Source organism: Leifsonia araucanica, from assembly GCF_051161895.1.
Taxonomy (GTDB): Bacteria; Actinomycetota; Actinomycetes; order Actinomycetales; family Microbacteriaceae; genus Leifsonia.
In genome coordinates this window covers 3,644,285-3,669,274 of sequence record NZ_JBMBTW010000002.1, presented here as the reverse complement: position 1 = coordinate 3,669,274, position 24,990 = coordinate 3,644,285, and the positions used below count along the sequence as shown (strand labels likewise).

Below are 24,990 nucleotides of genomic sequence, written 5' to 3'. Positions count from 1 at the left end.
TCAGGCGCCTTCCTGCGCGACGCGCGCGCTGTCGTTCTGCCGCCCGGCGAACGATGCCGGGTCGAATTCGGGGATCGCTGCGATCAAGTCTCGCGTGTACGGGTGCTGGGGGCGCAGGAATATGTCGTCAGGTTTCCCCTGCTCGACCACCACGCCGTCCTTCATCACCAGCACGCGGTCGCTCAGGTGGCTGATCACCCCAAGGTCGTGCGAGATGAACAGGTATGCGACGCCGGACTCGCGCTGCAGGGCGACCAGCAGGTCGAGGATCTGGGCCTGGATGGTCACATCCAGTGCGGAGACGGCCTCGTCGAGCACGATCACGGCCGGGCGGGGCGCGAGCGCGCGGGCGATGGCGACCCTCTGCCGCTGGCCGCCGGAGAGGCGCAGGGGGAACCGGCCGAGCACGTCGGCGGTGAGCCCGACCTGCCGCAGCAGTTCGACCACGCGCGCCTTCCTCGCCGCGGCATCGGCGAACCGCTCGCCGCGGAGGGCGTCCAGCAGGATGCGCTCGACGTTCCAGCGCGGATCGAACGAGCTCAGCGGGTCCTGGTAGACCACGGAGATGCGACGCCGGAGCGTACGGCGCTTGCGCTCGCTCAGGCTCGACCACGCCTGACCGAGCAGGCGCACGTCTCCCCCGTCGAGGCTTTCGAGCCCGAGTGCGAGCCTGGCCGTCGTGCTCTTGCCGGAGCCGGACTCCCCGACGATGCCGAGGGTCTCCCCCGCCGCGAGCGCTAACGAGACGCCGTCGACGGCGCGGGTGACCGTGCCGTCCGCCGTGTGGAACCGCTTGACCAGATCGGTGGCCTGGAGCACGGGCGCCTCGGGGACGGGAGCGTCCTGAGCCGCGCCGGCGACCGCATCCCGCACCTCGCGGAACGGCGGAGACGCCGGGCTCAGCGGTGTGCCCCTGGTCGCCTCGCTCGGAACGGCGGCGATCAGCGCCCTGGTGTACTCGTGCTGCGGCGAGCCGAGCACGGACGCGATGCTCCCCTGCTCGAGCACTTCTCCCCCGCGCATCACCAGGATGTGGTCGGCCAGGCGGGCGACGACGGACAGGTCGTGGCTGATCAGGATGACCGATGCGCCGCGCGCCTTCATCCGTTCGAGCTGGGCGAGCACCTGCGACTGCACCGTGACGTCGAGCGCCGTCGTCGGTTCGTCCGCGATCACGATGTCGGGGTCGAGGGCGATGGCGGAGGCGATCAGCGCGCGCTGTCGCAGCCCGCCGGAGAGCTGGTCCGGCCGCTGACGCGCCCGCACGGCGGGGAACGGCACACCGACCCGTTCGAGCAGGTCGAGCACACGCTGCTTCCTCGCCGCCCTGTCGTCCCAGCCGTGCAGCCGCAGCGCCTCCGCGATCTCCTGGCCGACCGGGCGCAGCGGGTCGAGCGAGACCAGCGCATCCTGCAGCACGAAGCCGATGTCCCTGCCCCGGATGCGCCTCCACTGGCGCGGGGTGAACGACTGCACGTCCTCGTGGTGGATCTCGAGCACGTCGGCGTCGACGATCGCGTTGCGGCCGGCGAGACCGACGATCGACCGCGCGGTGACGCTCTTTCCGGAGCCGGACTCGCCGACGATCGCGACGCACTGGCCGGGCAGCAGGTCGAACGAGACGCCGGACACCACTTGGCGCACGGCGCCGTCGATGCGGAACGCGGTGCTGAGGTTCTGGACGCGGAGCCGGGTGGCCGGCCAGTCCAGTTCGTCGACCACGCTGTCCGCGGTCGCTGGGCTCTCCTGGGTGACGCTCATCAGCGCTCTCCCTTCTCGAGACGGAGTTGCAGGTGGCGGCCGATCGTGGTCGCGGCGAGCGCCACGGCGACGATGACCAGTCCGGGGACCACCACGAGCCACCAGGCCTGGGTGATGTACGCGCGGCCGGCGTCGAGCAGGGCGCCCCACTCCGACGACGGAGGGGCGACGCCGAGGCCGAGGAACGACAGACTGGACGCCCAGACGATCGACTGGCCGACGGAGAGAGCGAACACCGCGACCAGCGGGCGCAGCGCGTTCGGCAGGATGTGCGCGCGGATGATCCGCCAGCGCGAGTGCCCGAGGGCGGTCGCCGCCTCGACGTAGCCGGAGTTCCTGGCGCCGAGGATCTGCCCGCGGATCATCCGCGCGTATCCCGGCGCCGTGCCGAGGCCGACCGCGAAGATCTCGGTGGCGGCCGACGGCCCGGCGATGGCGATGAGCAGGAGCGCGAGGAGCAGGGCGGGGAAGGCGAACATGACCTCCACGAACCGATCGACCACGACCGCGGCCGGCTTCGGGCCGAGCGCGGCGATCGAGCCGAGGATCAGTGCGGTGACGACGCCGACCGCCGCGGCGCCGAGGCCGATCAGCAGCGACTCCCTGGCGCCCCAGACCACGCGCGTGTAGAGGTCGCGGCCGGACTCGTCCGTGCCGAACCAGTGCGCGAACGACGGCGGCTTGAGAGCTGATGCGTAGTCGATGGCGGTCGGCGCGTGCACCGTGAGCGCTTGCGGGGCGAAGGCGGCGACGGCGAGGAGCAGCGCGAAGGCGACCGCGACGTAGAGCCCCCACGGGCGTCGTGCGATGGCCGAGGCCGCCGCTCCGACACGGGATGCGCGGTCTCCGCTGCCGACGGAAGGTGTGCCGAGTGCTGTCATGACAAGTCCATCCGGGGATCGATGATGGTGTAGACGATGTCCACGAGCAGGTTCGCCACGACGTAGACGACCGCAACGAGCGTGACGATACCGACCACGACGGGCAGGTCCTGGTTGTTCACGGCCCCGACCAGCACCGAGCCGATGCCCGGCCGGGAGAAGATCGACTCGACGATGACGGCGCCGGACAGCGTCGCACCGAGCGCCCAGCCGGAGAGTGTGATCGCGGGGATGACCGCGTGCCGCAGAACGTGCCGCAACCGGATGCCCCACTCGCCCATCCCGCGCATCCTGGCCGACAGCACGAACGGCTGTTCGAGCGCCCGTTCGAACTCGGCCCTCGTGCTCTGCGCCATGAACCCGGCGAGCGGGATGGCGAGCGTCAGCGCGGGCAGGATCAGCCCGTTCACGCCGGTGCCCCCGATGATCGGGAACCAGCGCAGGCCGAGACCGAACACCAGCAGCAGGATGATGCCGAGCCAGTATGCGGGGAGCCCGGCCGCGACCACGTCGACGGTGGCGCCGAGCGCACCGACGCGCGGGCCGCGACCGGCGGTGACGGTCACCCACACGATCATCAGCACCCAGGCGAAGACGATCGCGGTCAGCGACAGGGTCACGGTGGCGCCCAGCTGTTCGCCGATGATCGCGGTGACGGGGCGGTACTGCTGGTACGACGAGCCGAAGTCACCCGCCAGCAGGCCGCGCAGGTAGTCGAGGTACTGCACGATCACCGGGCGGTGCAGGCCGTACTGCTCGTTGATCTGCGCCAGCTCCGCCGGGGTGCGCTGCTGCGCCTGACCGGCCCGGATGTTCAGGATGGCCGTGGCCCTGTCGCCGGGGAGGGCGAGCTGGGCGAAGAACGCGACGGTGGCCGCGCCCCAGAGCACCACCACGGCGGACACGACCTTGCGCCCGACCGTGAACAGCACGCGCCTGGTGCGGCGCGGTCGCCGCGGCTCCTCCCCGATCGGGGAGGAGGCCGCGACGGCCGGGGAGACCTGGGCGGTCTCGCTACTTGGTGAGGTATGCGTCATAGAACGTCGGTCCTCCCTGTGCGTGCTCCTGCCAGACGCCCTTGAGCTTCGTGGAGACGGCGAGGGTGCTGAGCCTGTCGTAGACGCCGATGGAGAGAGCGTGCTCTGCGATGTAGTCCTGCGCCTTCTCGTACGACGCGTTCTGCGCATCCACGGTCGCTGCGGAGTTGCCGTCGAGGATGTACTGCGCGAGCGTCTGGTCGTTGTAGAAGGCGGAGTTGGCGTAGTTGGGGTCGTCGGCGGTGGACGGACGCCAGTTGATGTAGAGGATGCCCGCGGTCACGGCGGTCCAGTAGCCGACGCTCAGGTCGTGGTCGTCCGGCGTCGAGTACTTCCCGGCGAAGAACTCGCTCTGCGGCACGGGGATGAGCTGCACGTCGAAGCCGACCTTCGACGCCTGCTCCTTCACGCCCTGCAGGATGGCAGCGCCGTCGGAGTTGATGATCGAGCCTGCGCCGTACGGCAGGATGACGCTGAGCGCTTTGCCGTCCTTGACGCGGACGCCCTTGCTGTTCTTCTGCGACCAGCCGGCCGCATCCAGCAGCGCGTTCGCCTTCGCGGTGTCCTGGTGGTACCAGTCCGCGGCTTTCTCGCTGTATCCGGGGGTCGCCTGGCTCACGCCGCCGTTGCCCTCGACCGGGATGACGCCCTGGCCGATGGTGTCGACGATCTGCTTGCGGTCGAGGCTGTACGCGAACGCCTGGCGCACCTTCTCGTCGGTGAACGGGCCCTTCTGGGTGTTGAACGAGATCTGCTGCGGGCGGCCGGGGGTGACGTACTTCTCCAGCTGGTATCCGCCCTCCTTCAGCGTCTTCCACTGGATGGCCGGCACGTCGTAGATCGCGTCGACCTGCCCGCTCTGCAGAGCGGCGACGCGCGTCGTCGGGTCTGCCACGAACTTCCAGTCGACCTCGTCGACGTATGCCGGGCCCGTGTGCTTCGCGTTGGCCGGCCAGGACGTGTAGTTCGCGTTGCGGGTGAGGACGATGTCCTGCCCGCGGTTCCACTTCTTCACCACGAACGCGCCGGAACCGATCGGCGCCTCGCAGTTCTGCTCCTTGGTACGGGTCTCCAGCGCGTGCTGCGACTGGATGCCGAAGTAGCCCTGGCTGAGGTTGTCCGCCAGCCGCGGGTACGGCTTCGACAGGTTCACCTGCAGGGTCTGGTCGTCGACCGCCTTCGCGGACGAGTAGTAGCCGTTCAGCCAGACCTTGGCCGTGCTGTTGCCGCCCTTGACCCAGTAGTCGAAGTTGTACGCGACGGCGCCGGCCGTCACCGGGGTGCCGTCGGTGAACGTCACGCCCTTCTTGAGCGTGAACGTCCAGGTGAGGCCGTCGTCCGACTGCTTCCAGGCGGTGGCGAGCCAGGGGACGACCTTGTGGTCCGCATCCAGCGAGGTGAGGTTGTCGAGCACCTGGTACGAGAGGTATGCCTGCTCGATCCAGCCGCCGAACACGCACGCCGGCTCCTGCTGGTGGGCGTAGACGATGGTGCCGCCGGTGACCTTCTCGCCGGTGGAGGCTGTGGACGAACCGGCGCACGCGGTCAGCGCCAGGGCGCTGGAGAGCGCGAGAGCGGTGGCTGCGATGGCGGTGCGGAGGGTGCGCGAACGCATGGGGAGACTCCTCGGGGGTGCACGGACGGGTGATGTCCGACCACGCTAGAGAAGCCGTTCAGGATGCGCAGCAACCGGTGCGACGGATAGCGCAACACTGTGTCATTCGTCGACATGTGCTGGCGCAGCGCCGCCGAGGAGCGCTACCCTGCCGAGGCTCCGAGCACGTCCCGCACGATCTCCAGGGACCGGATGCGCCCGTCCACGGTCGCAGCGCCGGACGCGATCGTGAGCTCGTCGGCCCCGGTGGAGGCGAGCAGCGCTTCGAGCCGCGCCTTGACCTCCTGCGGGGTGCCGACCGCCTGCCTGGCGTTCCTGGCGGCGATGAACTCCTCTTCGAGCGGGCTGAACTCGTAGGCCAGCGCCTCCTCGATGCTGACCGGCTGCGGCTTGGCTCCCATGCGCATCCGGAGGAACGACAGCTGGCCGGGGAGCGACAGGGCGCGCACCACCTCCGGGTCGTCGTCGGAGACCACGTTGACGGCGATCATCGTGTGCGGCTCCCGCAGCGATTCGCTCGGCTCGAACCGCGAGCGGTAGAGGTCGAGCGCCTCCTCGGTGTGGTCGCCGGCGAAGTGGTGCGCGAACGCGAACGGCAGCCCGAGGGCGGCGGCGACCTGCGCGCTGAACCCGCTCGATCCGAGCAGCCAGATCTGCGGGGCGTCGCCGAGGCCGGGCACGGCGATGATGCTGTGCAGCGGGTTCGCGTCGCTCATGCCGCCGGTGAAGAAGCCGATCAGGTCGAGCAGCTGCTGCGGGAAGTCGTCGACGCCGAGCCCTTCTGTGCTGCGGCGGAGGGCCATCGCCGTCGCCCCGTCCGTTCCCGGCGCGCGTCCGATGCCGAGGTCGATCCTGTCGCCGTAGAGCGCGCGGAGCGTCCCGAACTGCTCGGCGACGACGAGCGGCGCGTGGTTCGGCAGCATCACGCCGCCGCTGCCGACCCGGATGCGCGAGGTCGCGGCCGCGATCCCCGCGATGAGCACGGCCGGCGCGCTGGAGGCGATGGCCGGCATCCCGTGGTGCTCGGCGACCCAGAAGCGCTGGTAGCCCAGCTCCTCGGCGGCCTGCGCGAGCCGGACACTGCCCGCCACGGCGTCCGCGTTCGTTCCCCCGTACGGCCGGTTGGCCAGGTCGAGGACGTTGAGCGGGACGGGTGCTGGTGCAGGGCTTGGCGTGGTCACGTGGAGGTCAACCGCCGCCGCCGTGCTGCGATTCCCCCTGACGGGAAGTTTCCCGTTCGAGAGAAGGGGTGCGGCTCACCTCGTTGTGAGCCGCACCCGCTCAGCTGCGATCAGGACTGGCTCGCCCTGCGGCGTGCCGCCGCGATGAGCGAGAGCACGATCAGGCCGACGACCACCAGTGCTCCGCCGATCCAGGCGAAGTACCAGCCGATGGTCGAGCCCGTGGAGGCGAGACCGGTCGAGCTGGAGCTCGTGGTGGATGCAGGAGCGTCGGCGGGGAGCACCGTGACGGTCACCGCGGAGGCGGCCTGGCTCGTTGCGCCGGTCGCCGTGACGGTGTACGCGCCACTCGCATCCTGCGGGACGGTGACCTCGACCTGCGAGCCGCCCTGGGGGGAGGCCGTCGGGTCCGAGCTGAGGGTGGCCTGGGACGCGTCCTTGCCGGAGACGACGTACTGGACGCCCTCGGACGGCTTGAACGTGCCGGGCGCGCAGGTCATCGTGCTCGTGCCACCGGCTGCGACGGTGGTGGGGCTGATGCTGCAGTCGCCGCCGTGGGTGTACGGGACGGCGTTGGCGGCGGCTGGTGCCGCGAGGGCGATCGCAGCGCCGATGATCAGCGCTGCCAGAACTTTCTTGGACATTCGGGGAGCCTTTCGGGGAGGCCTATCAGTGCACGGGTACGTCAAACTTGACGTTTCCTCACTTTACCGTCGTGCCGCAGTCCAGGGCAACGACCGAGACCTTTCCGGATGCCCCCACATCGGGGGACGTCCGCGGCAGCGTCGGTGTGACTTCCACATCCATTCCGGGCTCCGTCTGCTTCACATTCAGCAGGTCGACACTGACCGTCTTCGACTCCCCGGGAGCCAGCTCGACGGTGAAGACGCTCACCGGCCGCTTCTCGTCCGTGCCGGAGATGGTGGCGTACGGAGCCCCGTCGCTGGTGGTCGAGACGAGCAGGCCGTCCGTCGCTCCGTACACGGCGACGCGCGTGCGGATGTTGCCTGGCGGCACCCCGTACGTCCCTGCGCCCGTGACGTAGTCGGGCAGCGTCGTGCCTGCGTCTGCCGGGGCCTTGTTGGTGAGCGTGACGGTGACCCTGCTCGTCGGCTTGCCGTCCACCCGGCAGATCGCCGTGCCGGCCTCCACCTTGGCGGTGAGGTAGTAGTCCATCTTGGCGCCGGTGGCGTCGTTGAAATACACACCGAGCCCCGCCGTCGATGCACTGGATGCGGGAAGCGCGCCGGACAGCGTCGTCGGCGCCAGCACCTTCTGCTCCTCCGGATGCGCGCTCCACACCAGCAGACGCCGCTGCGCTCCGGCGTTCGCGAGCGCCTTCACCAGCTCACCGCCGTCCGCCTTGCCGGAGGCGACGCTGTCGAAGACGGCGGTCGCGGCCGAGGCGAAGTACGCATCCTGCTGCTCGGGCAGCGCGAACTTCTTGTAGCTCTCGCTCAGCAGCAGCGGGATGGCGTCCGCCGCGGTGAGCATGTCGCCCGTCGGCAGCGCGACCGGTCCCGTCGCCTTGAGCAGCCCGGTGAGCACGACGGGGTCGATCGTGAGAACGCCGTCCACCGCCCCTCCGTGGGTCTCCTTCCACATCGTGGCCGCCGTGGTGGCCGCGAGCGGGAAGTGCGGGGTGAGGTTCACATCCTGGATGAACCGGGCGAGCAGCGGGCCGTATAGCCCCTGCGTGGACGCCGGGATCGCGGACACCGGAGCGGGCCACGGGCCGATGCTCGTGCCGGAGGACTGCGCTTCGAGCGAGATGGCGCCGTTATCGGCCTTGATGAGGGCGAGTGCGCCGACGAGACCGCCGGTCGCGCGCAACTCAGCCGGGTTCTGCACGAGCACGAGATAGGTGCGCGGTCCGTCCGCGCCGAGCATCGGGGGCAGCAGGCGAGCGCTGTTGCCCACCGCATCCACGACGGTCGCCGCCTTGCCGAGCTGGGTGCGCAGCCGGTCGACCGCGCTGGTCACCTGCGGGATGGTCCCCTCGGTGTCGATGCCGTCCACCTCGGTCTTTGCGTGGTGGAAGGCGAGCTGCGCCTTCACCACCACCGGCCTGGCTGCGGCGATCGGCGCGAGGTCGATCTTCTTGTCCACCGGTTTGATCGCGCGGGGATCGACCTGGTTCGCGATCCCGACCAGCGGGTCGACCACCTCGGAGGCGAGCTGGTCGGTGGAGGCGGCGGAGACGCGCACGGCCGTGAGGTTCGAGCCGAGCAGCGGCACCAGCTCCGCGACGCGCCAGACGGGGTCGCCGGTCAGGGAGGCCGCCTCCGCCGCGTGGGTGCGCAGGGTCTTCGCCGCGGTCTTGGCCGTCGCGATGTCGCCGGCGACCACAGCGGTCTGCACCTGCTTGGCCGCGGGAAGCGCGGACTCCAGCTCATTCTTCGCCAGCAGCCCCCGGATGCTCACCCATGCGCCGACGAGCAGCAGCACGAACACGACGGCGGCCACGATCCAGAGGATCATCCTGCGCCGCGCGGGGTTCTTCTGCGGGCGCGGCGGAGCCCCGGCCGGGGTGTACGGGGTGCTGCCAGACGTCGCCATACGACTAATCTAACAATTCCTCACTTTTTGCGGAGGGTTTCTTCCCACCCAGAACCGGGGGTATTTCCGGATGCGGTCAGCGACCGAGTCCGCGGTACGTCCATCCGGCGTCCCGCCAGGCGGCGGGATCGAGGCAGTTCCTGCCGTCGATGATGCTGCGACGCGCGACCAGCTCGCCGATCGCAGCGGGGTCGAGACCGGTGAACTGCGGCCACTCGGTGAGCAGCACCACCACGTCGGCGTCGCGCACCGCCTCCTCGGCGGACGCGGCGTATGTCAGCTGCGGGGCCTTGCCCGCCGCGCTCTCCAGCGCCTCCGGATCGGTGGCCGTCACGACGGCCCCCGCCTCCGCGAGCCGCATCGCCACGTCGAGCGCCGGGGAGTCCCGGATGTCGTCCGAGTGCGGCTTGAAGGCGAGCCCGAGCATCGCGACGCGGGCTCCCGCGAGGTCGCCCACCTCCTCGCGCACCAGCTCGACCACGCGCTCGCGGCGTCGGAGGTTGATCTTGTCCACCTCGGTGAGGAAGGCCAGCGCCTCCCCCTTGCCGAGCTCCCGTGCACGGGCGCTGAACGCCCGGATGTCCTTGGGCAGACAGCCGCCGCCGAAGCCGACGCCGGCGTTCAGGAAGCGACGGCCGATCCGCGCGTCGTGGCCGATCGCGTCGGCCAGCTGGGTCACGTCCGCTCCTGTGGCCTCCGCGATCTCCGCCATCGCGTTGATGAAGCTGATCTTGGTGGCCAGGAACGCGTTCGCCGACACCTTCACGAGCTCGGCCGTGGCGTAGTCGGTGACGATCACCGGCGTGCCGGTGGCGACAGCAGACGCGTAGACCTCGTCCAGGATGCGCGCTGCGCGCTCCCCCGCCTCGCCGGCCGGGACGCCGTAGACGAGCCGGTCGGGGGCGATCGTGTCCTTCACGGCGAAGCCTTCTCGCAGGAACTCCGGGTTCCACGCGAGCGTCGCGCCCGGCACGGTCGACTCGACCTGCTCGGCGAGCCTCGCCGCCGTCCCGACGGGCACGGTGCTCTTGCCGACGAGCACATCCCCCGCCTTCACGTGCTTCAGCAGGGTGCTGAACGCCGCATCCACGTAGCGCATGTCCGCGGCGTCTCCGTCGGCCACCTGCGGGGTGCCGACCGCGACGAAGTGCACGTCGGCGTCCGCCGCGGCGGCGAAGTCGGTGGTGAACCGCAGACGACCGGATGCGATCGAGGAGGCGAGCACGTCGGGCAGGCCGGGCTCGAAGAACGGCGCCTGGCCGGAGGACAGCAGGGCGATCTTGCGTTCGTCGACGTCGATGCCGACGACCTCATGGCCGAGGTGTGCCATGGAGGCGGCGTGCACCGCACCGAGATAGCCGCAGCCGATCACGGAGATTCTCATGCTGAAGTCGTTTCTTCCGGGGAGCGGGTGCTCGGACGATCAGGTGAAGTCGGGGTCGGGCTCGTCAGTGTACGCGGCGGCGTCGAGAGGCCAGTGCCTGCGGCCGTTGTTGAGCACGCCCTGGCTCTCCTGCAGGTAGCAGGCTCCGCAGAGAGACTCGTAGCTGACGGACGCGCCGTCGATCGCGACCTGGTCGCCGTCGAAGACGAAGATCCCGTCGATCTTGCGCGCGTTGAAGATGGCTTTCCTGCCGCAGCGGCAGATCGTCTTGAGCTCTTCGAGGGTGTGCGCGATCTCGAGGAGCCGCCTGCTGCCGGGGAAGGCGACGGTCTGGAAGTCGGTGCGGATGCCGTACGCGAGCACCGGGATGTTCTCGAGCAGCGCGATCCTGAGCAGGTCGTCGATCTGCGCCTCCGTCAGGAACTGCGCCTCGTCGACGAGGAGGGCGCTCACGTCGCGGTCGAACCGCTTGATCGTGCGCTCCCTGTGCTGCTGGAACTTGCCGTACGCGTCGGACTCCGGTGCAAGCAGGTAGTCGACGTCGCGGGTCACCCCGAGCCGCGACAGGATGCCCATGTCGCCCTTGGTGTCGATCGACGGCTTCGTGAGCAGCACGCGATGACCGCGCTCCTCGTAGTTGTAGGCCGCTTGGAGCATCGCCGTGCTCTTACCGCTGTTCATCGCGCCGTAGCGGAAATACAGTTTTGCCACGCACCGATCCTAGGGGGTGCCGCCCGAACGTCAGGTCAGGTAGCCGTCCTCGGCGGCGCGCCGGATCAGATCGGCGCGGGAACTGGTGGGCCTCCCCGCCTTGCCGTACTTCTCTCTCACCCTGCGCAGGTAGGTCTTCGCCGTCTCGTATTGCACGTTCATCGCCTTGGCGACCTCGGAGGTGGTCCTGCCGTCGGCATAGAGCGTGAGCGCCTGCCGCTCTCCGTCGCTGAGCCGCGGCCGCGCGGACTCCGGGATGCTCGGCTTCGGTCGCCACGCCGGTTCCTGCTGTGCGGTCTTCTGCGTGTCGTCCGTGCCACGGCCCATCGCGCTGAGGGCGGCCTCGAGCACCTCGGACATCGGCTGGGTCTTGCTCAGGTATGCGACGGCGCCGGCGGCGAGCGCCGCATCCCGGTCTTCGGCGGTGTCGACGGCGCTGAGCACGATCACCTTCGCCCCGGCCGCCCGGCAGGTGCGCACGCGCGCGCCGATGGAGATGGTCTCCCGCAACTGCAGGTCCATGATGACCAGGTCGGTGGGGAATTGGTCGCTGTGCACGAGTTCGAGCCAGCTGCTGGCGCGCAGCACGAGGTCGAGGTCGGGGGCGTTCTTCTCGATCCACGAGGAGAGGCTGTCGAGCAGCAGTTCGTGGTCGTCGAGCAGCGCCAGGCGGATCGGCGGTGGTGGAGCGGATGCACTGGTCACCTGTTCTCCCCTTCCGGGTAGGCGAAACGGATCGTGATGTGCTGGCCGTGGCTGCGCATGGACGCGTCCATCGCCACCGAGCGCAGGGAGCTGAGCAGGGCGGAGAGTGCCCTCCGCTGGTCGCGCGGGATCTGCCCGGCCGCCGCGGTCAGCTCGAACGCCGGATGCTCCGGGTTGCTCGCGACGATGCGCACGGAGGCCGGGTCGAGCCCCGGCAGCGATGCGGTGGTCGCGATGATGGCGCCGACGATCGCCCGTTGTTCGTCGCTGAGCACCCTGTCGAGGCGTTCGGGGTCGTCGACCATCCGGAGCGTGCGCGTCGTGCGCTGGTCGAGCCCGCGCTGGGCGAGCGCGTGGGAGAGCCGCTCGGCGAGCCAGGTGCGGTCGACGGCGGTGACGGTCCCGTCGCGCAGCCGGACGGCGAGCTCGCGTGCTTCCGCGGTGTCCGCCTGGGTGATCTCGCCGCGCCGGAGCAGGTCGGCGAGGAACGGCACGGTCGACTCGTTCAGCGTCGACATCTGCTCCTGTCCCACCATGCGCCTGGCGGTCTCGCGCAGCTCGGTGTCGAGCTCGGCCTGCCCGCGCTTGGCGACCTGCCGCCAGGCCAGGGTCTCGCCGGTCATCGTCCAGGCGTACCCGCACCCTCCCAACGCGAGCGCGACGATCGGCGTCGCCGACACGGTGAAGTACACGACGGGACTCGTCACCAGGGTGAGTGACGGCCCTTGCAGTGCCGAGGAGAGCCCGAGGGCGAACGCGGAGACGATGGCGACGCCCATCACCTCGGAGATCGGCCGGTACAACGGCATGGCGATCAGGAACAGGGCGACGGCGATCTGCCCCCAGTCGTCCTGGATGCGCAGGTTGCGCCCCCACGCCGCCGCTGTGAACGCGAGGGCAGCGATGAGCGTCACCGCCATCACGGAGAGGTGGGCGCCGCGCCCGAACGGGGCGAGGGCCGGATGCGCGCGCACGGAGAACGCGATGCCGGCGAGGACGAGCAGCACGATGGCGGAGTACGCGAGCGCCGGGTCGCGCAGCTGGTGGGCGTGCTGGACGGTGGAGTAGACGGCGTACCCGACGGCCACCACGCAGAGCAGCGGGACGAGCATCCACGCCGATTGCACGCCGAGCGGGTCGAGCCGCTGCGGGGTGCGTTCGAACGACCCGGAGCGCAGCCGCACGATGGTGGCGTCGTCGAGCGCGGTCATCCCGCCGCCTCCTCGTCGCCGGCCGGGACGACGATGAGCACGGTGGTGCCGACGTCCTCGCTCGAGTAGATGGTCACGGCGCCGCCGACGCGTCCGATCCTGTCGTGCACGGACTGTCGCAGCCCGAGCCTGTCCGTCGCAGCAGCGGACGGCACGAACCCGCGCCCCTCGTCGACCACCATGACGGAGACGGAGTCCCCGGACGACGACAGCGTCACCTCGGCGGTCGCGCTCCCGGAGTGCCGCACCACGTTGACGAGGCACTGCCGCACGGCCAGCCCGACGGCCCGCCTGCGCTCCTCCGACAGCCGGCCGATCACATCCCGGTCGCCGGAGATGCTCACCGCCAGCCCCTCGTCGCGGGCGGATTCGACCGCCCGGTGCAGCTCGCTGCCGAGCCACACATCCGCGGTGCCGTCACCCCGTGGATGCACGTGGTGCGGCGCTGGGCCGCCCACGCCCGCGAAGGGGTCGCCTCCAGAGCCCGCGCCGCCTGGGTCGCCCGCGGCACCCGTGTCGGCGCGACCCTCTGCTGTCTCGGGATCCTCCCCCACGTCGCGAGCAGTCGGCGCCCCAGCCACTCCCGGCACTCCAGCCACTCCAGCCGCCCCCGGCACCGCGCCGCCGAGCGACGCCAGGTCGGCTTCGATGCGCGCCCGGAGCCGCGGTGCCAGCGGCCCAGGCGGGGCGGCGGCCACGGCGAGCAGTTCGCTGAGGACCGTGTCGTGGAGGTCGGCCGCGTACTCGGCGATCACGTCGCGGCGCAGGTCGATGAGCCGCGCATCCCGGACGGACCGGTGGATCGCGGACTGGGTGCGGCTGCGCGTGCCGCGGGTGATCCCGTCGAACGCCAGCACCCCGACGAACAGCAGGTATGCGCCGAGCGAGATCGCGTCCGGCCGGAACACCCGCCCCGCATTGGACGCGGCCAGCATCACCGCCACTTCGGCGAGCGCGAACCCCACGGTCGACCACAGGATCCCCGTCAGCGATCCCGTGCCCGCCCCGCCGACCAGCGTCATCGCGACCACCGGCAGCGCCACGACGAACAGGTTGGTGTCGGTGTAGCTCGGCGTCGTCGTGAGGAGGATCAGCACGTAGACGTAGGTGGACAGCGCCCCGACCACGAGGTAGGCGACGGTCAGCGCGAGCGTCCTCCCCCGCGCCAGCAGCACCAGCAGCCCCACCATCGGCAGCAGCACCAGCAGGCCGACCCATGAGAACGCTCCGGCGGCCCCGAACCCGGCGACAGTCACGTTCACGAACGCGGACGCCAGGCACACCATTCCCGCCCAGCGCGCAGCAGTGGCGAGCGCCCGCGAGTTGGCGACCCGCGCGAGATGACTCGGTAGCCCGAGCGACATCTCCACCCCCTCGTGTCCTGAGCCTCCGCCTGAGCCTCAGGGGGATTATGTCACCTCCGCCATCCCGTGTGTACCCCGATATCCAAAACAATGTACCCCGCCCGGGTTTCGGATCACCGCCCTGCTGTCCTCTCAGAACAGCGTCGGCTGCACCCCGAGCACCGTGAGTCCGTTGCTTTCCGCATCCACCTCCTCCGGGATCACCCTGATGCGGCGCGCGCCCGCTGCGGCGGACACCACCTGCCGCTCCCCCTCGCCGTCGCGCAGCATCCCGAGCGCCGTCGACCGCACCCCGCCCGTCAGCGGGTCCTCTTCTCCGCGCTGCAGCCCGTGCGCACTGATCAGCGGCTTGATCTTGGCCGCCAGCCACTTGCGATACTCCTTCGGAGCGTGCGCCCCTCCCCCGTACATGCGGCGGTACTGCGGCAGCAGCTCGGGGTGCTCCCTCCCGAGCCACAGGTAGTACCACTCCTTCACGCCCGGCTTGAGATGGAGGGCCGTGTAGAGCACCGACGTCGCCCCCGCCTCCTTCGCCTGCCGGAGCGCTTCGTCGAGGTGCGCCCTGGTGTCGGTGAGGTAGGGCAGGATCGGCATGAGGAACACCGCGCAGTCGAGTCCGTGCTCCCGCACCGCCGTGACCGTCGCCAGCCGCGCCTTGGTGGTGGGCGTCCCCGGCTCGACCGACTGCTGCAGCTCGTCGTCGTAGACCGCGATCGACATCGCGAGGTCGACGGGCACCCGCCGGGCGGCGTCTGCCAGCTGGTCGAGGTCGCGCCGCAGCAGCGACCCCTTGGTGAGGATGCTGAACGGCGTGCCCGTGTCTGCCAGTGCGTCGATAATCCCCGGCATCAGCGCGTACCGGCCCTCCGCCCGCTGGTACGGGTCGGTGTTGGTGCCGAGTGCCACCGGGTGATGCCCCCAGCTCGGTCGGCTCAACTCTTTGCGGAGCACATCGGCCACGTTGACCTTGACGATGATCTCCTGGTCGAAGTCTTTGCCGCCGTCGAGCTCGAGATAGGAGTGCGTCGGCCGGGCGAAACAGTAGACACACGCGTGCGAGCATCCACGGTATGGGTTGATGGTCCAGCCGAACGGCATCGGCCCTCCGCCACCGGGGATCTTGTTGAGCGCCGACTTCGCGAGCACCTCGTGAAACGTGATGCCCGCGAAGTCGGGGGTGCGCACCGACCGCACCAGGTTGTTGAGCCGCGCCAGCCCCGGCAGCGTCGACGGCTCTTCCGCCGTGAGTTCTTGCCCGCTCCATCTCATGGATTCATTCGAACATATGTTCGAAGGTTAAGCAAGCGCGTTCAGGCCAGGATGCGACCTCCGGCCATCTCGACCCGCTCCCCCGTCCACGCTCCGCGCAGCCAGCGGTCGTGGCTCGCCACCACCACGGCTCCCGGATACGCCCCGAGCGCCTCCTCCAGTTCCGTCGCGAGCGACAGGGAGAGGTGATTGGTCGGTTCGTCGAGCAGGAAGACGTGCGGCGGTTTGGCGAGGATCAGCGCAAGGGCGAGCCTGCGCTGCTGGCCGATCGACAGGGTGCCGACCGGGCGGTCGACGTCGCGCGGCGCGACCAGGCCGAGACCGGTCAGCGGCACAGCCTCCGCGCGCCGTTCGCCCAGCCGCTCCTCGTAGATCCTCCGCGGGCTCGCGGCAGGGTCGGCGAAGCGCACGTCCTGTTCGAGGAGGCCGACCCGCAGGCCCTTCCTCCTCGTCACCGCACCGGAGTCCACCGGCTGCCGTCCGGCCAGCGCCGACAGGAGCGTCGACTTGCCCGCCCCGTTGTGACCGGTGATCAGGATGCGCGACTGCGGCTCCACTCGGAACGAAACGACATCGAGGCGGTCCGGGATGCGCGCATCCGACACCTGCACCAGCGTGCCAGCCTCCTCGTTCAGCGCCTGCGACCCGGTCGGGATGCCCGCGAAGCTGAGGATCGCCGGCGGCTTGCGCACCTGGTTCTCCGAGAGGTCGTCGAGCCGTCCGGACGCGCTCTTGATGCGGCGGCTGATCTGCTTGTCCAGCGCACCGCCCTTGAACGACTTGGCGAACTTGTCGTTGTCGCGCACCTTGCCGGACCAGGCGATGCCGCGCGCCGTCACGTCGACAGCGAACTTCAGCGCCTTCAACTCATCCTGCTCGTCGGCGAACTGCCGCTCCCAGCGCTCCCGCTCGTCCGCCTTCGCGGCCAGATATGCGCTGTAGTTGCCGCCGAACACCGTCGTGCCGGAGCGCGAAGGGTCGAGGTCGAGCAGGCTGGTCGCGACCGCATCCAGGAAGGCGCGGTCGTGGCTCGCGAACACCACCGGACCACGCCAGGCGATCAGCTGGCGCTCCAGGAAGAGCGCAGCGTCGTCGTCGAGGTGGTTGGTGGGCTCGTCGAGGAGGAGTGCGTCCGGCCGCGACAGCAGGAGCGCCGCCAGGGCGAATCTGCTGCGCTGGCCACCGGACACCTCGGACAGCCGTCTGTGCAGCGGGATGGACCCGACACCGAGACCGTCGAGGAGTTCGTCGCGCCGCGCATCCACGCTCCAGATGTCGGCACGCTCCGCCGCGTCGAGCGCCGCGGCATAGCGCGCGGTCGCTGCCGTAGCCGCAGCCGCGTCCGCATCCGGATCGTCGCCGGCGAGGGCGGACGCCGAAGCCTCCAGCTCGCGCTCGATCGCCCGCACCTCCACCAGAGCGCTCTCCATGAGCGCGGTGAGGGTGTCCTCGGGCGTGAAGCGCACCTCCTGCCAGAGGATGCCGGTGCGAGCCGGACGCACGAGCGCACCGCCGTCCGGGGCCTCGGCTCCGCCCAGGATGCGCAGCAGCGTCGACTTGCCGACCCCGTTCTCGCCGATCAGGCCGAGCCGGGAGCCCGGTGCGACGGTCAGCGAGACGTCGGTGAGCACGCGCCGATCGCCGTAGCTCTGCGAGATGCCGTCGGCCTTGAGGTGGTCGGCGACCGCCGCGACGGGAATGGTTGTTGGAAAATGCACTGGCATGGGAAACCGCCTTGTCGAGCGCTCCGAGGAGCCGTTTCCCGCCGGGTGTTCCCGTCGACAGCCGCGCCGGAGCGCTGAAAAGCGATGACCTGGTCATCTGGCTATGTCGACGGCGCCACGATGCACTGCATCGCGTGGGCGAAAGCCTCGGGCGCGGGACGATAAGGAGATTCCTACTTCATAGCGCCGACGACTCTACCAACGTCGTCGCCGAAATGTCCAGCGCTTTCCGAAAGGCTCAGCGCGAGATGTGCAGCACCTCTGCCGTTTCGGCGACCACGCGCTCCGCCTCGGCAGGCTTGTCGTTCAGCGTCGTCCCGATGGTGGGCACGAGCTCCGTGAGCGTGGGCAGCCAGGAATCGTACCGGTCGGGGAAGCACCGCTTGAGCACGTCGAGCATGATCGGCACCGCAGTGGATGCGCCGGGCGACGCCCCGAGAAGACCGGCGATCGAGCCGTCCTCCGACGCGATGACCTCTGTGCCGAACTGCAGCACGCCGCCCTTCTTCGCGTCCTTCTTCATCACCTGCACGCGCTGGCCGGCGGTGATCAGCTCCCAATCCTCGCTCTTGGCGGTGGGCATGAACTCCTGCAGCGCCTTCATCTTCTTGGCCCGGTTGGCGAGCAGTTCGCCGACGAGGTACTTGATGAGGTCGAAGTTGTCCTTCGCCACAGCGAGCATCGGGATGAGGTTGCCCGCGCGGATCGAACCGGGGAGGTCCCACCACGTGCCGGTCTTGAGGAACTTGGGGCTGAACCCGGCGTACGGCCCGAACAGGAGCGACGCCTGCCCGTCGACCACGCGCGTGTCGAGGTGCGGCACCGACATGGGCGGTGCGCCGACGGCGGCCTTGCCGTAGACCTTCGCCTGGTGCTGGGCGACGATCTTCGGGTCGCTGGTGCGCAGGAACTGGCCGGAGATCGGGAAACCGCCGAAGCCGTTGATCTCGGGGATGCCGGACTTCTGCAGCAGGTGCAGGGCGCCGCCGCCCGCGCCGACGAACACGAACCGTGCCGTGACCTCGTGCGGGGTGTGGCCGACCTGGTGGCGCACCTTGAGCTTCCACAGCCCGTCCTTGGTGCGCTTGATGCTGCGCACCTTGTGGTTGAGGGCGATGTCTGCCCCGCGGTCGGCGAGGTCGTTCACGAGCGCCTTGGTGAGCGCGCCGAAGTCGACGTCGGTGCCGGCGGGAACCCGGGTGGCGGCGACGCGCTGCTTGGGGTTGCGCTTCTTGGTGAGCAAAGGGGTCCACTCGGCGAGCACAGCCGGGTCTTCCGTGTACTCCATACCGGCGAAGAGCGGCTGGTCTTTCAGCGCCTCGTAGCGCTTGCGCAGATAGGTGACGTTGTCCCGGCCGTGCACGAACGTCATGTGCGGGGTGGAGTTGATGAACGTCGACGGCTCGGGAAGATCGCCGGACTTCACCAGGCTCGCCCAGAACTGGCGGCTGAGCTGGAACTGCTCGTTGATCGCGATGGCCTTGGCCGGGTCGACGCTGCCGTCGGCGGCCTCCGGCATGTAGTTGAGCTCGCAGAGAGCCGCGTGGCCGGTGCCCGCGTTGTTCCACGGGTTGGAACTCTCCTGCGCCACCTCGCCCAGGTTCTCATAGAGCCGGATGGTCCAGTCCGGCTGCACCCTCTGGATGAGGGCTCCGAGCGTGGCACTCATGATGCCACCGCCGATGAGGACGACGTCGATGGGAGAATTGCTCACCAGACAATCCTACGGTGCCCGGCGCCCGGCTTTGTCCGGGAGCCGCTCAGCGCACCGCCGACGAGGTCGTTTCAGGCGGTGACGGGGGTCGAGAGGCGCTCGGCGACGATCTCCGCGATCTGCACCGCGTTGAGCGCGGCACCCTTGCGGAGGTTGTCGTTGCTGATGAACAGCGCGAGCCCACGACCGGCCGGGGCGCCCTCGTCGCGCCGGATGCGTCCGACGAAGCTCGGGTCCTTGCCTGCTGCTTCGAGCGGGGTCGGCACGTCGGTCAGCACGACGCCGGGGGCGCTCGCCAGGAGCTCCTCGGCACGCTCGGGGCTGATCGGCTTGGCGAACTCCGCGTTGATCGACAGCGAGTGGCCGGTGAAGACGGGGACGCGCACGCAGGTTCCGCTGACCAGCAGTTCCGGCAGGCTGAGGATCTTCCTGCTTTCGTTGCGGAGCTTCTTCTCCTCGTCCGTCTCGTTCTCACCGTCGTCGACGATCGAGCCGGCGAGCGGGATCACGTCGAACGCGATGGGACGCACGTACTTGACGGGCTCCGGCAGGGCGACGGACGAGCCGTCGTGCACGAGCTGCAGCAGGTTCTCGTCGGCGACGGCCGCGCGGACCTGCCCGGCCAGCTCCTCGGCGCCGGCGAGGCCGGAGCCGGAGACGGCCTGGTACGTGCTCACGATGAGGCGTTCCAGACCGGCCTCCTCGTGCAGGACCTTGAGGACCGGCATGGCGGCCATCGTGGTGCAGTTCGGGTTCGCGATGATGCCCTTGCGCGCATCCGCGATGGCTTCGGGGTTGACCTCGCTGACGACGAGGGGCACATCCGGGTCCATCCGCCAGCCGCTCGAGTTGTCGATGACGATGGCGCCGGCCTCGGCGAACCGGGGGGCCTGCGCCTTCGAGCCGGTCGCACCGGCGGAGAAGAGGGCGATGTCGATGCCGGCGACGTCGGCCGTGGCCGCGTCTTCCACCACGATGTCCTCACCCTTGAACGGCAGGGTCGTGCCGGCCGAACGGGCGGAGGCGAAGAAGCGGATGCGCCCGACCGGGAAGTCGCGCTCCTCCAGCAGGCGGCGCATGACGCTGCCGACCTGGCCGGTCGCTCCGACGACGGCGACGGTGAGTTCTCTTGTCTCGCTCATGGTGTGGCCCCTTCGGGTCTCGTGTTGTGAGGTCGAACGACGGTCGCGCTGCGCGCATTCCCGCCGCGGTGTGAATGGGGGGGGCAGTGGATGCGCCCGGTCAGCGCCCCGTGCCCGCGTAGACGATCGCCTTGTCGTCTCCGTCGAGGCCGAACGCCTTGTGCACGACGCGAGCAGCCTCGTTGACCGTGTCTGCGCGGGTGACGACCGAGATGCGGATCTCGCTGGTGGAGATCATCTCGATGTTGATGCCGGCGTCGAACAGGGCGGCGAACAGCTGGGCGGAGACGCCGGTGTTGGTGCGCATCCCGGCGCCGACGAGGGCGAGCTTGCCGATCTGGTCGTCGTACTGCAGGGACTGGAAGCCCACATCCGGCTGCTCGGCGTTGAGGGCGGTCAGCACGCGCTGGCCCTCGGACTTGGGCAGGGTGAATGAGATGTCGGTGAGGCCGGTGGCCGCGGCCGACACGTTCTGGACGATCATGTCGACGTTGGCCTCGGTCTTCGCGACGATTTTGAAGATCTGCGCGGCCTTGCCCGGCACATCCGGCACGCCGACGACGGTGATCTTTGCTTCGCTCAGATCGGTGGCGATTCCGGCGATGATCGGCTCTTCCACGGTTCCGTCCTTCTTCTTCGCGGCCTCGGCCGCTGCTTCGTTGAGCACGAGAGTTCCGTCGTTGTTGTTGAACGAGGAGCGGACGTGCAGGGTCACGTTGTGGCGACGCGCATATTCCACCGCGCGAATATAAAGGACTTTCGCACCGGCCGCGGCCAGTTCGAGCATCTCTTCACTGGTGATGCGGTCGATCTTGCGCGCGTTGGGCACGACGCGCGGGTCGGAGGTGAACACGCCGTCCACGTCGGTGTAGATCTCGCAGACCTCGGCGCCGAGAGCGGCGGCGAGGGCGACGGCGGTGGTGTCCGAGCCGCCGCGGCCGAGGGTGGTGATGTCTTTGGTGTCGCGGTTGAAGCCCTGGAAGCCGGCGACGATCGCGATGGCACCGTCGTCGAGCGCATCCCGGATGCGGCCGGGCGTCACGTCGACGATGCGCGCTGCGCCGTGCTGCGCGTCGGTGATCATGCCGGCCTGGCTGCCCGTGAACGAGCGCGCGTCGTATCCCATGCTGCGGATCGCCATCGCGAGGAGCGCCATCGAGATGCGCTCTCCTGCGGTGAGCAGCATGTCGAGCTCGCGCGGGGCCGGGATGGGGGTGACGTCGTGGGCGAGGTCGAGCAGCTCGTCCGTCGTGTCGCCCATCGCGGAGACGGCGACGACGACCTCGTTGCCGCCCTTGCGGGTCTCGACGATGCGTTTCGCGACGCGCTTGATGCTCTCTGCGTCTGCGACGGACGATCCGCCGAATTTCTGCACGATGAGGGCCACTGATACTCCTGGGGATAAGCCGGAACCCCCATCCTACCGGCGATCACATACGCCGAATCCCATATGACGCCGCCGGTCCGACAGCGCCGTCAGGGGTGGTCGGCGGAGGTCAGGAGATGAGGCGTCTGCCCTCGAACGCACGGCCGAGAGTGACCTCGTCCGCGTACTCGAGGTCGCCTCCGACGGGCAGGCCGGAGGCGAGCCTGGTCACGCGGATCTCCATCGTGGTGAGCAGGCGGCTGAGGTAGGTGGCCGTCGCCTCGCCCTCCAGGTTGGGGTCGGTGGCGATGATGACCTCCTGCACGGTGCCGTCGGCGAGGCGCTGCATCAGCTGCCGGATGCGCAGGTCGTCCGGTCCGACGCCGTCGATCGGGCTGATCGCCCCGCCGAGCACGTGGTAGAGGCCGCGGAACTCTCTGGTGCGCTCGATGGCGACGACGTCTTTCGCCTCCTCGACGACGCAGATCAGCTCCGGGCTGCGGCGCGGGTCGCGGCAGATGGAACAGGTCTCCTGCTCGGAGACGTTGCCGCAGATCTCGCAGAAGCGCACCTTGTCACGCACTTCGAGCAGCACTTCCGCGAGCCTGGTCACGTCGAACGTCTCGGTCTGCAGGATGTGGAACGCGATGCGCTGCGCCGACTTCGGCCCGATGCCGGGAAGCCGCCCGAGTTCGTCGATCAGCTCCTGGACGATTCCTTCGTACACGCCTTACCTCGACCCGGCAGGCGGTGCTGCCTGCTCTTCGATGAAGGTGGCGCCGAGGATCTCGCGCACCACCGCCTCGCCGTACCGCTGCGGCTGCTGGAATGTGGGGGTGCGCGCGCCGGACGCCGGCGCGGTGCGCGCGGGGCGCTCCTCCACGCGGCCGGTGGATGCGGGCTGCTGGGTGGGGGTGGATGCGCCGGGCGCTGCTGGCGCGGACGCTGCCGTCGGTGCGGCTGGTGCTGCTCGCTCGATGGGCTCGTCGTCTGGTGCGCTGACCGCCCACTCGCCCTCCGGCTCGTCGGGGACGGGCGGCTCGAACGGCGGCTCGGTCTCCGGCGGGGGCACGTCGTCGTGCGGGTAGTCGTCGCGTTCGAGCGTCGCGACGGCGGATGCGGCGGCCGCGGAGGGTGCGCGGGCGGCGGAGGTGGGGGCAGGGGCCGAGGTGCTGGCCGAGGACGCGTCGGCCGGTACCGCGCTACCGCCGGGGATGCTCACGACCGCCCACTCCGTCGTCACGGCGGCGGGGGTGGTGGCAGCGGAAGTGGTGGCGGCTGCGGAGGTGGAGGTGGAGGTGGCCGCGGAGGTGGAGGCTGCCGGGGCGGCAGTCGACCCGGAGCTGGCGGCGGACGCGGACGCCGCACCGCTCGGGCCAGACGCCGGCGCAGATCCGGCGCCGGCGGAAGACGCGGAGGCTGCTGGCGCGGAGGCGGGCGCGGAGACGGGAGCGGACGGCGCGGCGGCCGAGGGCGCTCCGCCGCCGGGCGCTGGGGTGCCGGGGGTCGGGCGGGTTCCGCCGGAGGGGCCGGGGCCGCCGCTCTGGGCGCCGTCGGCCCTGGCGATGAACTTCACCCGGATTCCGAGGATGTCGACGATGGCCTGGCGGAGGTACTCGCTCACGCCCTTCGTGTCCGTGCCCTGCTGCTGCTTGAAGCTCGCCACGTCATTGTCGCTCGGGAACGACAGGGTGAGGACGTCATCGTTGAGCGAACGGACCTGCGCGGTGAACACGACCATCCACGCGCTGCGCTTCGCGCGCTGCACGGCGTCGAGGATCTGCGGCCACGCGTCCTTGACCTGCTGGGTCGTGACGGGACCGACCGGAGCAGCGGCGCGGGGCGCGGCAGGTGCGGTGGGTGCAGTGGGTTCAGCGGGTGGGGCGACCTTCTCGGCGGGCGCAGCGACCGAAGCGGCGGGCACCGAAGCAGCACCGGCACCGGCACCGCCCGAAGCGACAGGCGCCGAGTCGGGCGCATCCACCGATGCAGTCTTCGCAGCCGCCGCAGGAGTCTCGCCCGTGGACGCAGAGGCCGCCGCAGCAGGCACCGGTGCAGCAGCAGGCGCAACAGGTGCAGCAGCAGGCGCAACCCGCGGCACCGCCGCAGGCTCGTACGCCGCCGGAGCCCCAGCGGCACCAGCCGCACCACCACCACCGGTCGCGTCGCTCACACCGACCCTGCGCTCCAGCCGCTCGACGCGGGCGAGCGCGCCGCGCTCGCTCTCGTCGCTCGACGGGACGAGCACGCGGGCGATCATCAGTTCGAGGTGCAGGCGCGGCGAGGTCGCGCCCGTCATCTCCGTGAGGGCGGCGTTGACGATGTCGGCCGAGCGCGAGAGCTCTGCCGCGCCGAACTTCATCGCCTGGACCGCCATCCGGTCGAGTTCGTCCTGCGGGATGCCGCGCAGCACGGCGGCCGCGCCTTCCGCGCTGGTCGCGGAGACGACGATGAGGTCGCGGAGGCGTTCGAGGAGGTCTTCGACGAAGCGGCGCGGGTCTTGCCCGGTCTGCACGACGCGGTCGATGGCGCCGAACGCGCCGGCGGCATCCCGTGCTGCGATGGCGTCGACCACCTCGTCGAGCAGGGCGGCGTGCGTGTAGCCGAGCAGGGCGACGGCACGCTCGTACTCGACCGACTTCTCGTCGGAGCCCGCCATCAACTGGTCGAGCAGGGAGAGGGTGTCGCGCGGCGAACCGCCGCCGGCGCGCACGACGAGCGGGAGCACGCCGGGCGCGACCTGCACGCCCTCGCTGTCGCACAGGCTCTGCACGTAGTCGAGCATCTGCGCGGGCGGCACGAGCCGGAACGGGTAGTGGTGTGTGCGCGACCGGATGGTGCCGATCACTTTCTCCGGCTCGGTGGTCGCGAAGATGAACTTCACGTGCTCCGGCGGCTCCTCGACGATCTTCAGCAGAGCGTTGAAGCCCTGCGGGGTGACCATGTGCGCCTCGTCGAGGATGAAGATCTTGTAGCGGTCGCGGGCGGGAGCGAAGATGGCGCGCTCCCGGATGTCGCGCGCGTCGTCGACGCCGTTGTGGCTCGCGGCGTCGATCTCGACCACGTCGAGCGATCCTCCGCCGTCGCGGCTCAGCTCGATGCAGCTCGAGCATTTGCCGCACGGGGTGTCTGTCGGACCCTCCGCGCAGTTGAGGCACCTGGCCAGGATGCGCGCCGACGTTGTCTTGCCACAGCCGCGCGGACCGCTGAACAGGTATGCGTGATTGACCCGGTTGGTGCGCAGCGCCGTCATCAGCGGTTCGGTCACCTGCGACTGCCCGATCATCTCGGCGAAGGTGTCTGGCCGATAGCGGCGATACAGTGCGGTAACCACCCCATCATGGTACTTGCCGCCGCTGACATTCG

Annotated in this window: 19 protein-coding genes; all 19 read right to left on the bottom strand. The window is 70.0% G+C overall.

Translation table 11 applies throughout. The features are described 5' to 3' along the window. The 19 genes from ACN6M5_RS17655 to ACN6M5_RS17565 all read right to left on the bottom strand — a co-directional run bounded on the left by ACN6M5_RS17655 (position 1) and on the right by ACN6M5_RS17565 (position 24,958). Positions 1 to 1,761 (bottom strand): dipeptide ABC transporter ATP-binding protein, encoded by a 1,761-nt coding sequence (locus ACN6M5_RS17655; protein ID WP_434951851.1) that lies wholly within the window; start codon positions 1,759 to 1,761, stop codon positions 1 to 3. Further along, positions 1,761 to 2,642 (bottom strand): ABC transporter permease, encoded by an 882-nt coding sequence (locus ACN6M5_RS17650; RefSeq protein WP_434951849.1) that lies wholly within the window; start codon positions 2,640 to 2,642, stop codon positions 1,761 to 1,763. The genes ACN6M5_RS17655 and ACN6M5_RS17650 overlap by 1 nt, the downstream gene beginning before the upstream one ends. Further along, positions 2,639 to 3,679 carry an ABC transporter permease gene (locus tag ACN6M5_RS17645; RefSeq protein WP_434951847.1) on the bottom strand — a complete coding sequence of 347 codons (1,041 nt, stop codon included), beginning with the start codon at positions 3,677 to 3,679 and terminating at the stop codon, positions 2,639 to 2,641. Before ACN6M5_RS17645 ends, ACN6M5_RS17650 begins: the two co-directional genes overlap by 4 nt. Next, positions 3,657 to 5,294, bottom strand: a complete 1,638-nt coding sequence (locus ACN6M5_RS17640) for an ABC transporter substrate-binding protein (protein ID WP_434951845.1) — start codon at positions 5,292 to 5,294, stop codon at positions 3,657 to 3,659. The genes ACN6M5_RS17645 and ACN6M5_RS17640 overlap by 23 nt, the downstream gene beginning before the upstream one ends. A gap of 143 nt (positions 5,295 to 5,437) precedes the next feature. Next, positions 5,438 to 6,475 (bottom strand): LLM class flavin-dependent oxidoreductase, encoded by a 1,038-nt coding sequence (locus ACN6M5_RS17635; RefSeq protein ID WP_434951843.1) that lies wholly within the window; start codon positions 6,473 to 6,475, stop codon positions 5,438 to 5,440. 110 nt (positions 6,476 to 6,585) lie between these two features. Continuing rightward, positions 6,586 to 7,119 (bottom strand): hypothetical protein, encoded by a 534-nt coding sequence (locus ACN6M5_RS17630; protein ID WP_434951841.1) that lies wholly within the window; start codon positions 7,117 to 7,119, stop codon positions 6,586 to 6,588. A gap of 58 nt (positions 7,120 to 7,177) precedes the next feature. Then, positions 7,178 to 9,034 carry a DUF4012 domain-containing protein gene (locus ACN6M5_RS17625; protein ID WP_434951839.1) on the bottom strand — a complete coding sequence of 619 codons (1,857 nt, stop codon included), beginning with the start codon at positions 9,032 to 9,034 and terminating at the stop codon, positions 7,178 to 7,180. A gap of 76 nt (positions 9,035 to 9,110) precedes the next feature. Next, a complete protein-coding gene (locus ACN6M5_RS17620; protein ID WP_434951837.1) occupies positions 9,111 to 10,418 on the bottom strand; it encodes a UDP-glucose dehydrogenase family protein in 1,308 nt (435 codons plus the stop codon). A 39-nt stretch (positions 10,419 to 10,457) separates the two neighbouring features. Further along, positions 10,458 to 11,129, bottom strand: coding sequence for a thymidine kinase (locus ACN6M5_RS17615; RefSeq protein ID WP_085369245.1), 672 nt, complete (start codon positions 11,127 to 11,129; stop codon positions 10,458 to 10,460). Between the two features lie 30 nt (positions 11,130 to 11,159). Continuing rightward, the gene (locus ACN6M5_RS17610; RefSeq protein WP_434951835.1) at positions 11,160 to 11,834 is read right to left on the bottom strand and encodes a response regulator transcription factor; all 675 of its coding nucleotides are present in this window, start codon (positions 11,832 to 11,834) and stop codon (positions 11,160 to 11,162) included. Beyond that, on the bottom strand, positions 11,831 to 13,045 hold the full coding sequence (locus ACN6M5_RS17605) for a hypothetical protein (protein WP_434951833.1): 1,215 nt from the start codon (positions 13,043 to 13,045) through the stop codon (positions 11,831 to 11,833). The genes ACN6M5_RS17610 and ACN6M5_RS17605 overlap by 4 nt, the downstream gene beginning before the upstream one ends. After that, complete coding sequence (locus tag ACN6M5_RS17600) at positions 13,042 to 14,409, bottom strand: sensor histidine kinase (protein WP_434951831.1); 1,368 nt, start codon at positions 14,407 to 14,409, stop codon at positions 13,042 to 13,044. The genes ACN6M5_RS17605 and ACN6M5_RS17600 overlap by 4 nt, the downstream gene beginning before the upstream one ends. Positions 14,410 to 14,541: 132 nt before the next feature. Beyond that, positions 14,542 to 15,678 carry an Rv2578c family radical SAM protein gene (locus ACN6M5_RS17595; RefSeq protein WP_085371415.1) on the bottom strand — a complete coding sequence of 379 codons (1,137 nt, stop codon included), beginning with the start codon at positions 15,676 to 15,678 and terminating at the stop codon, positions 14,542 to 14,544. 41 nt (positions 15,679 to 15,719) lie between these two features. Next, on the bottom strand, positions 15,720 to 17,402 hold the full coding sequence (locus ACN6M5_RS17590) for an ABC-F family ATP-binding cassette domain-containing protein (RefSeq protein WP_434951828.1): 1,683 nt from the start codon (positions 17,400 to 17,402) through the stop codon (positions 15,720 to 15,722). A gap of 238 nt (positions 17,403 to 17,640) precedes the next feature. Continuing rightward, positions 17,641 to 19,116 (bottom strand): malate:quinone oxidoreductase, encoded by a 1,476-nt coding sequence (locus tag ACN6M5_RS17585; RefSeq protein ID WP_434951826.1) that lies wholly within the window; start codon positions 19,114 to 19,116, stop codon positions 17,641 to 17,643. A 71-nt stretch (positions 19,117 to 19,187) separates the two neighbouring features. Further along, the gene (locus tag ACN6M5_RS17580) at positions 19,188 to 20,258 is read right to left on the bottom strand and encodes an aspartate-semialdehyde dehydrogenase (protein WP_434951824.1); all 1,071 of its coding nucleotides are present in this window, start codon (positions 20,256 to 20,258) and stop codon (positions 19,188 to 19,190) included. 100 nt (positions 20,259 to 20,358) lie between these two features. After that, positions 20,359 to 21,645 carry an aspartate kinase gene (locus tag ACN6M5_RS17575; RefSeq protein ID WP_085371411.1) on the bottom strand — a complete coding sequence of 429 codons (1,287 nt, stop codon included), beginning with the start codon at positions 21,643 to 21,645 and terminating at the stop codon, positions 20,359 to 20,361. Between the two features lie 109 nt (positions 21,646 to 21,754). After that, positions 21,755 to 22,351, bottom strand: a complete 597-nt coding sequence (gene recR, locus ACN6M5_RS17570; protein WP_085371410.1) for a recombination mediator RecR — start codon at positions 22,349 to 22,351, stop codon at positions 21,755 to 21,757. A gap of 3 nt (positions 22,352 to 22,354) precedes the next feature. Next, a complete protein-coding gene (locus tag ACN6M5_RS17565) occupies positions 22,355 to 24,958 on the bottom strand; it encodes a DNA polymerase III subunit gamma and tau (RefSeq protein WP_434951821.1) in 2,604 nt (867 codons plus the stop codon). Positions 24,959 to 24,990 lie beyond the last annotated feature (32 nt).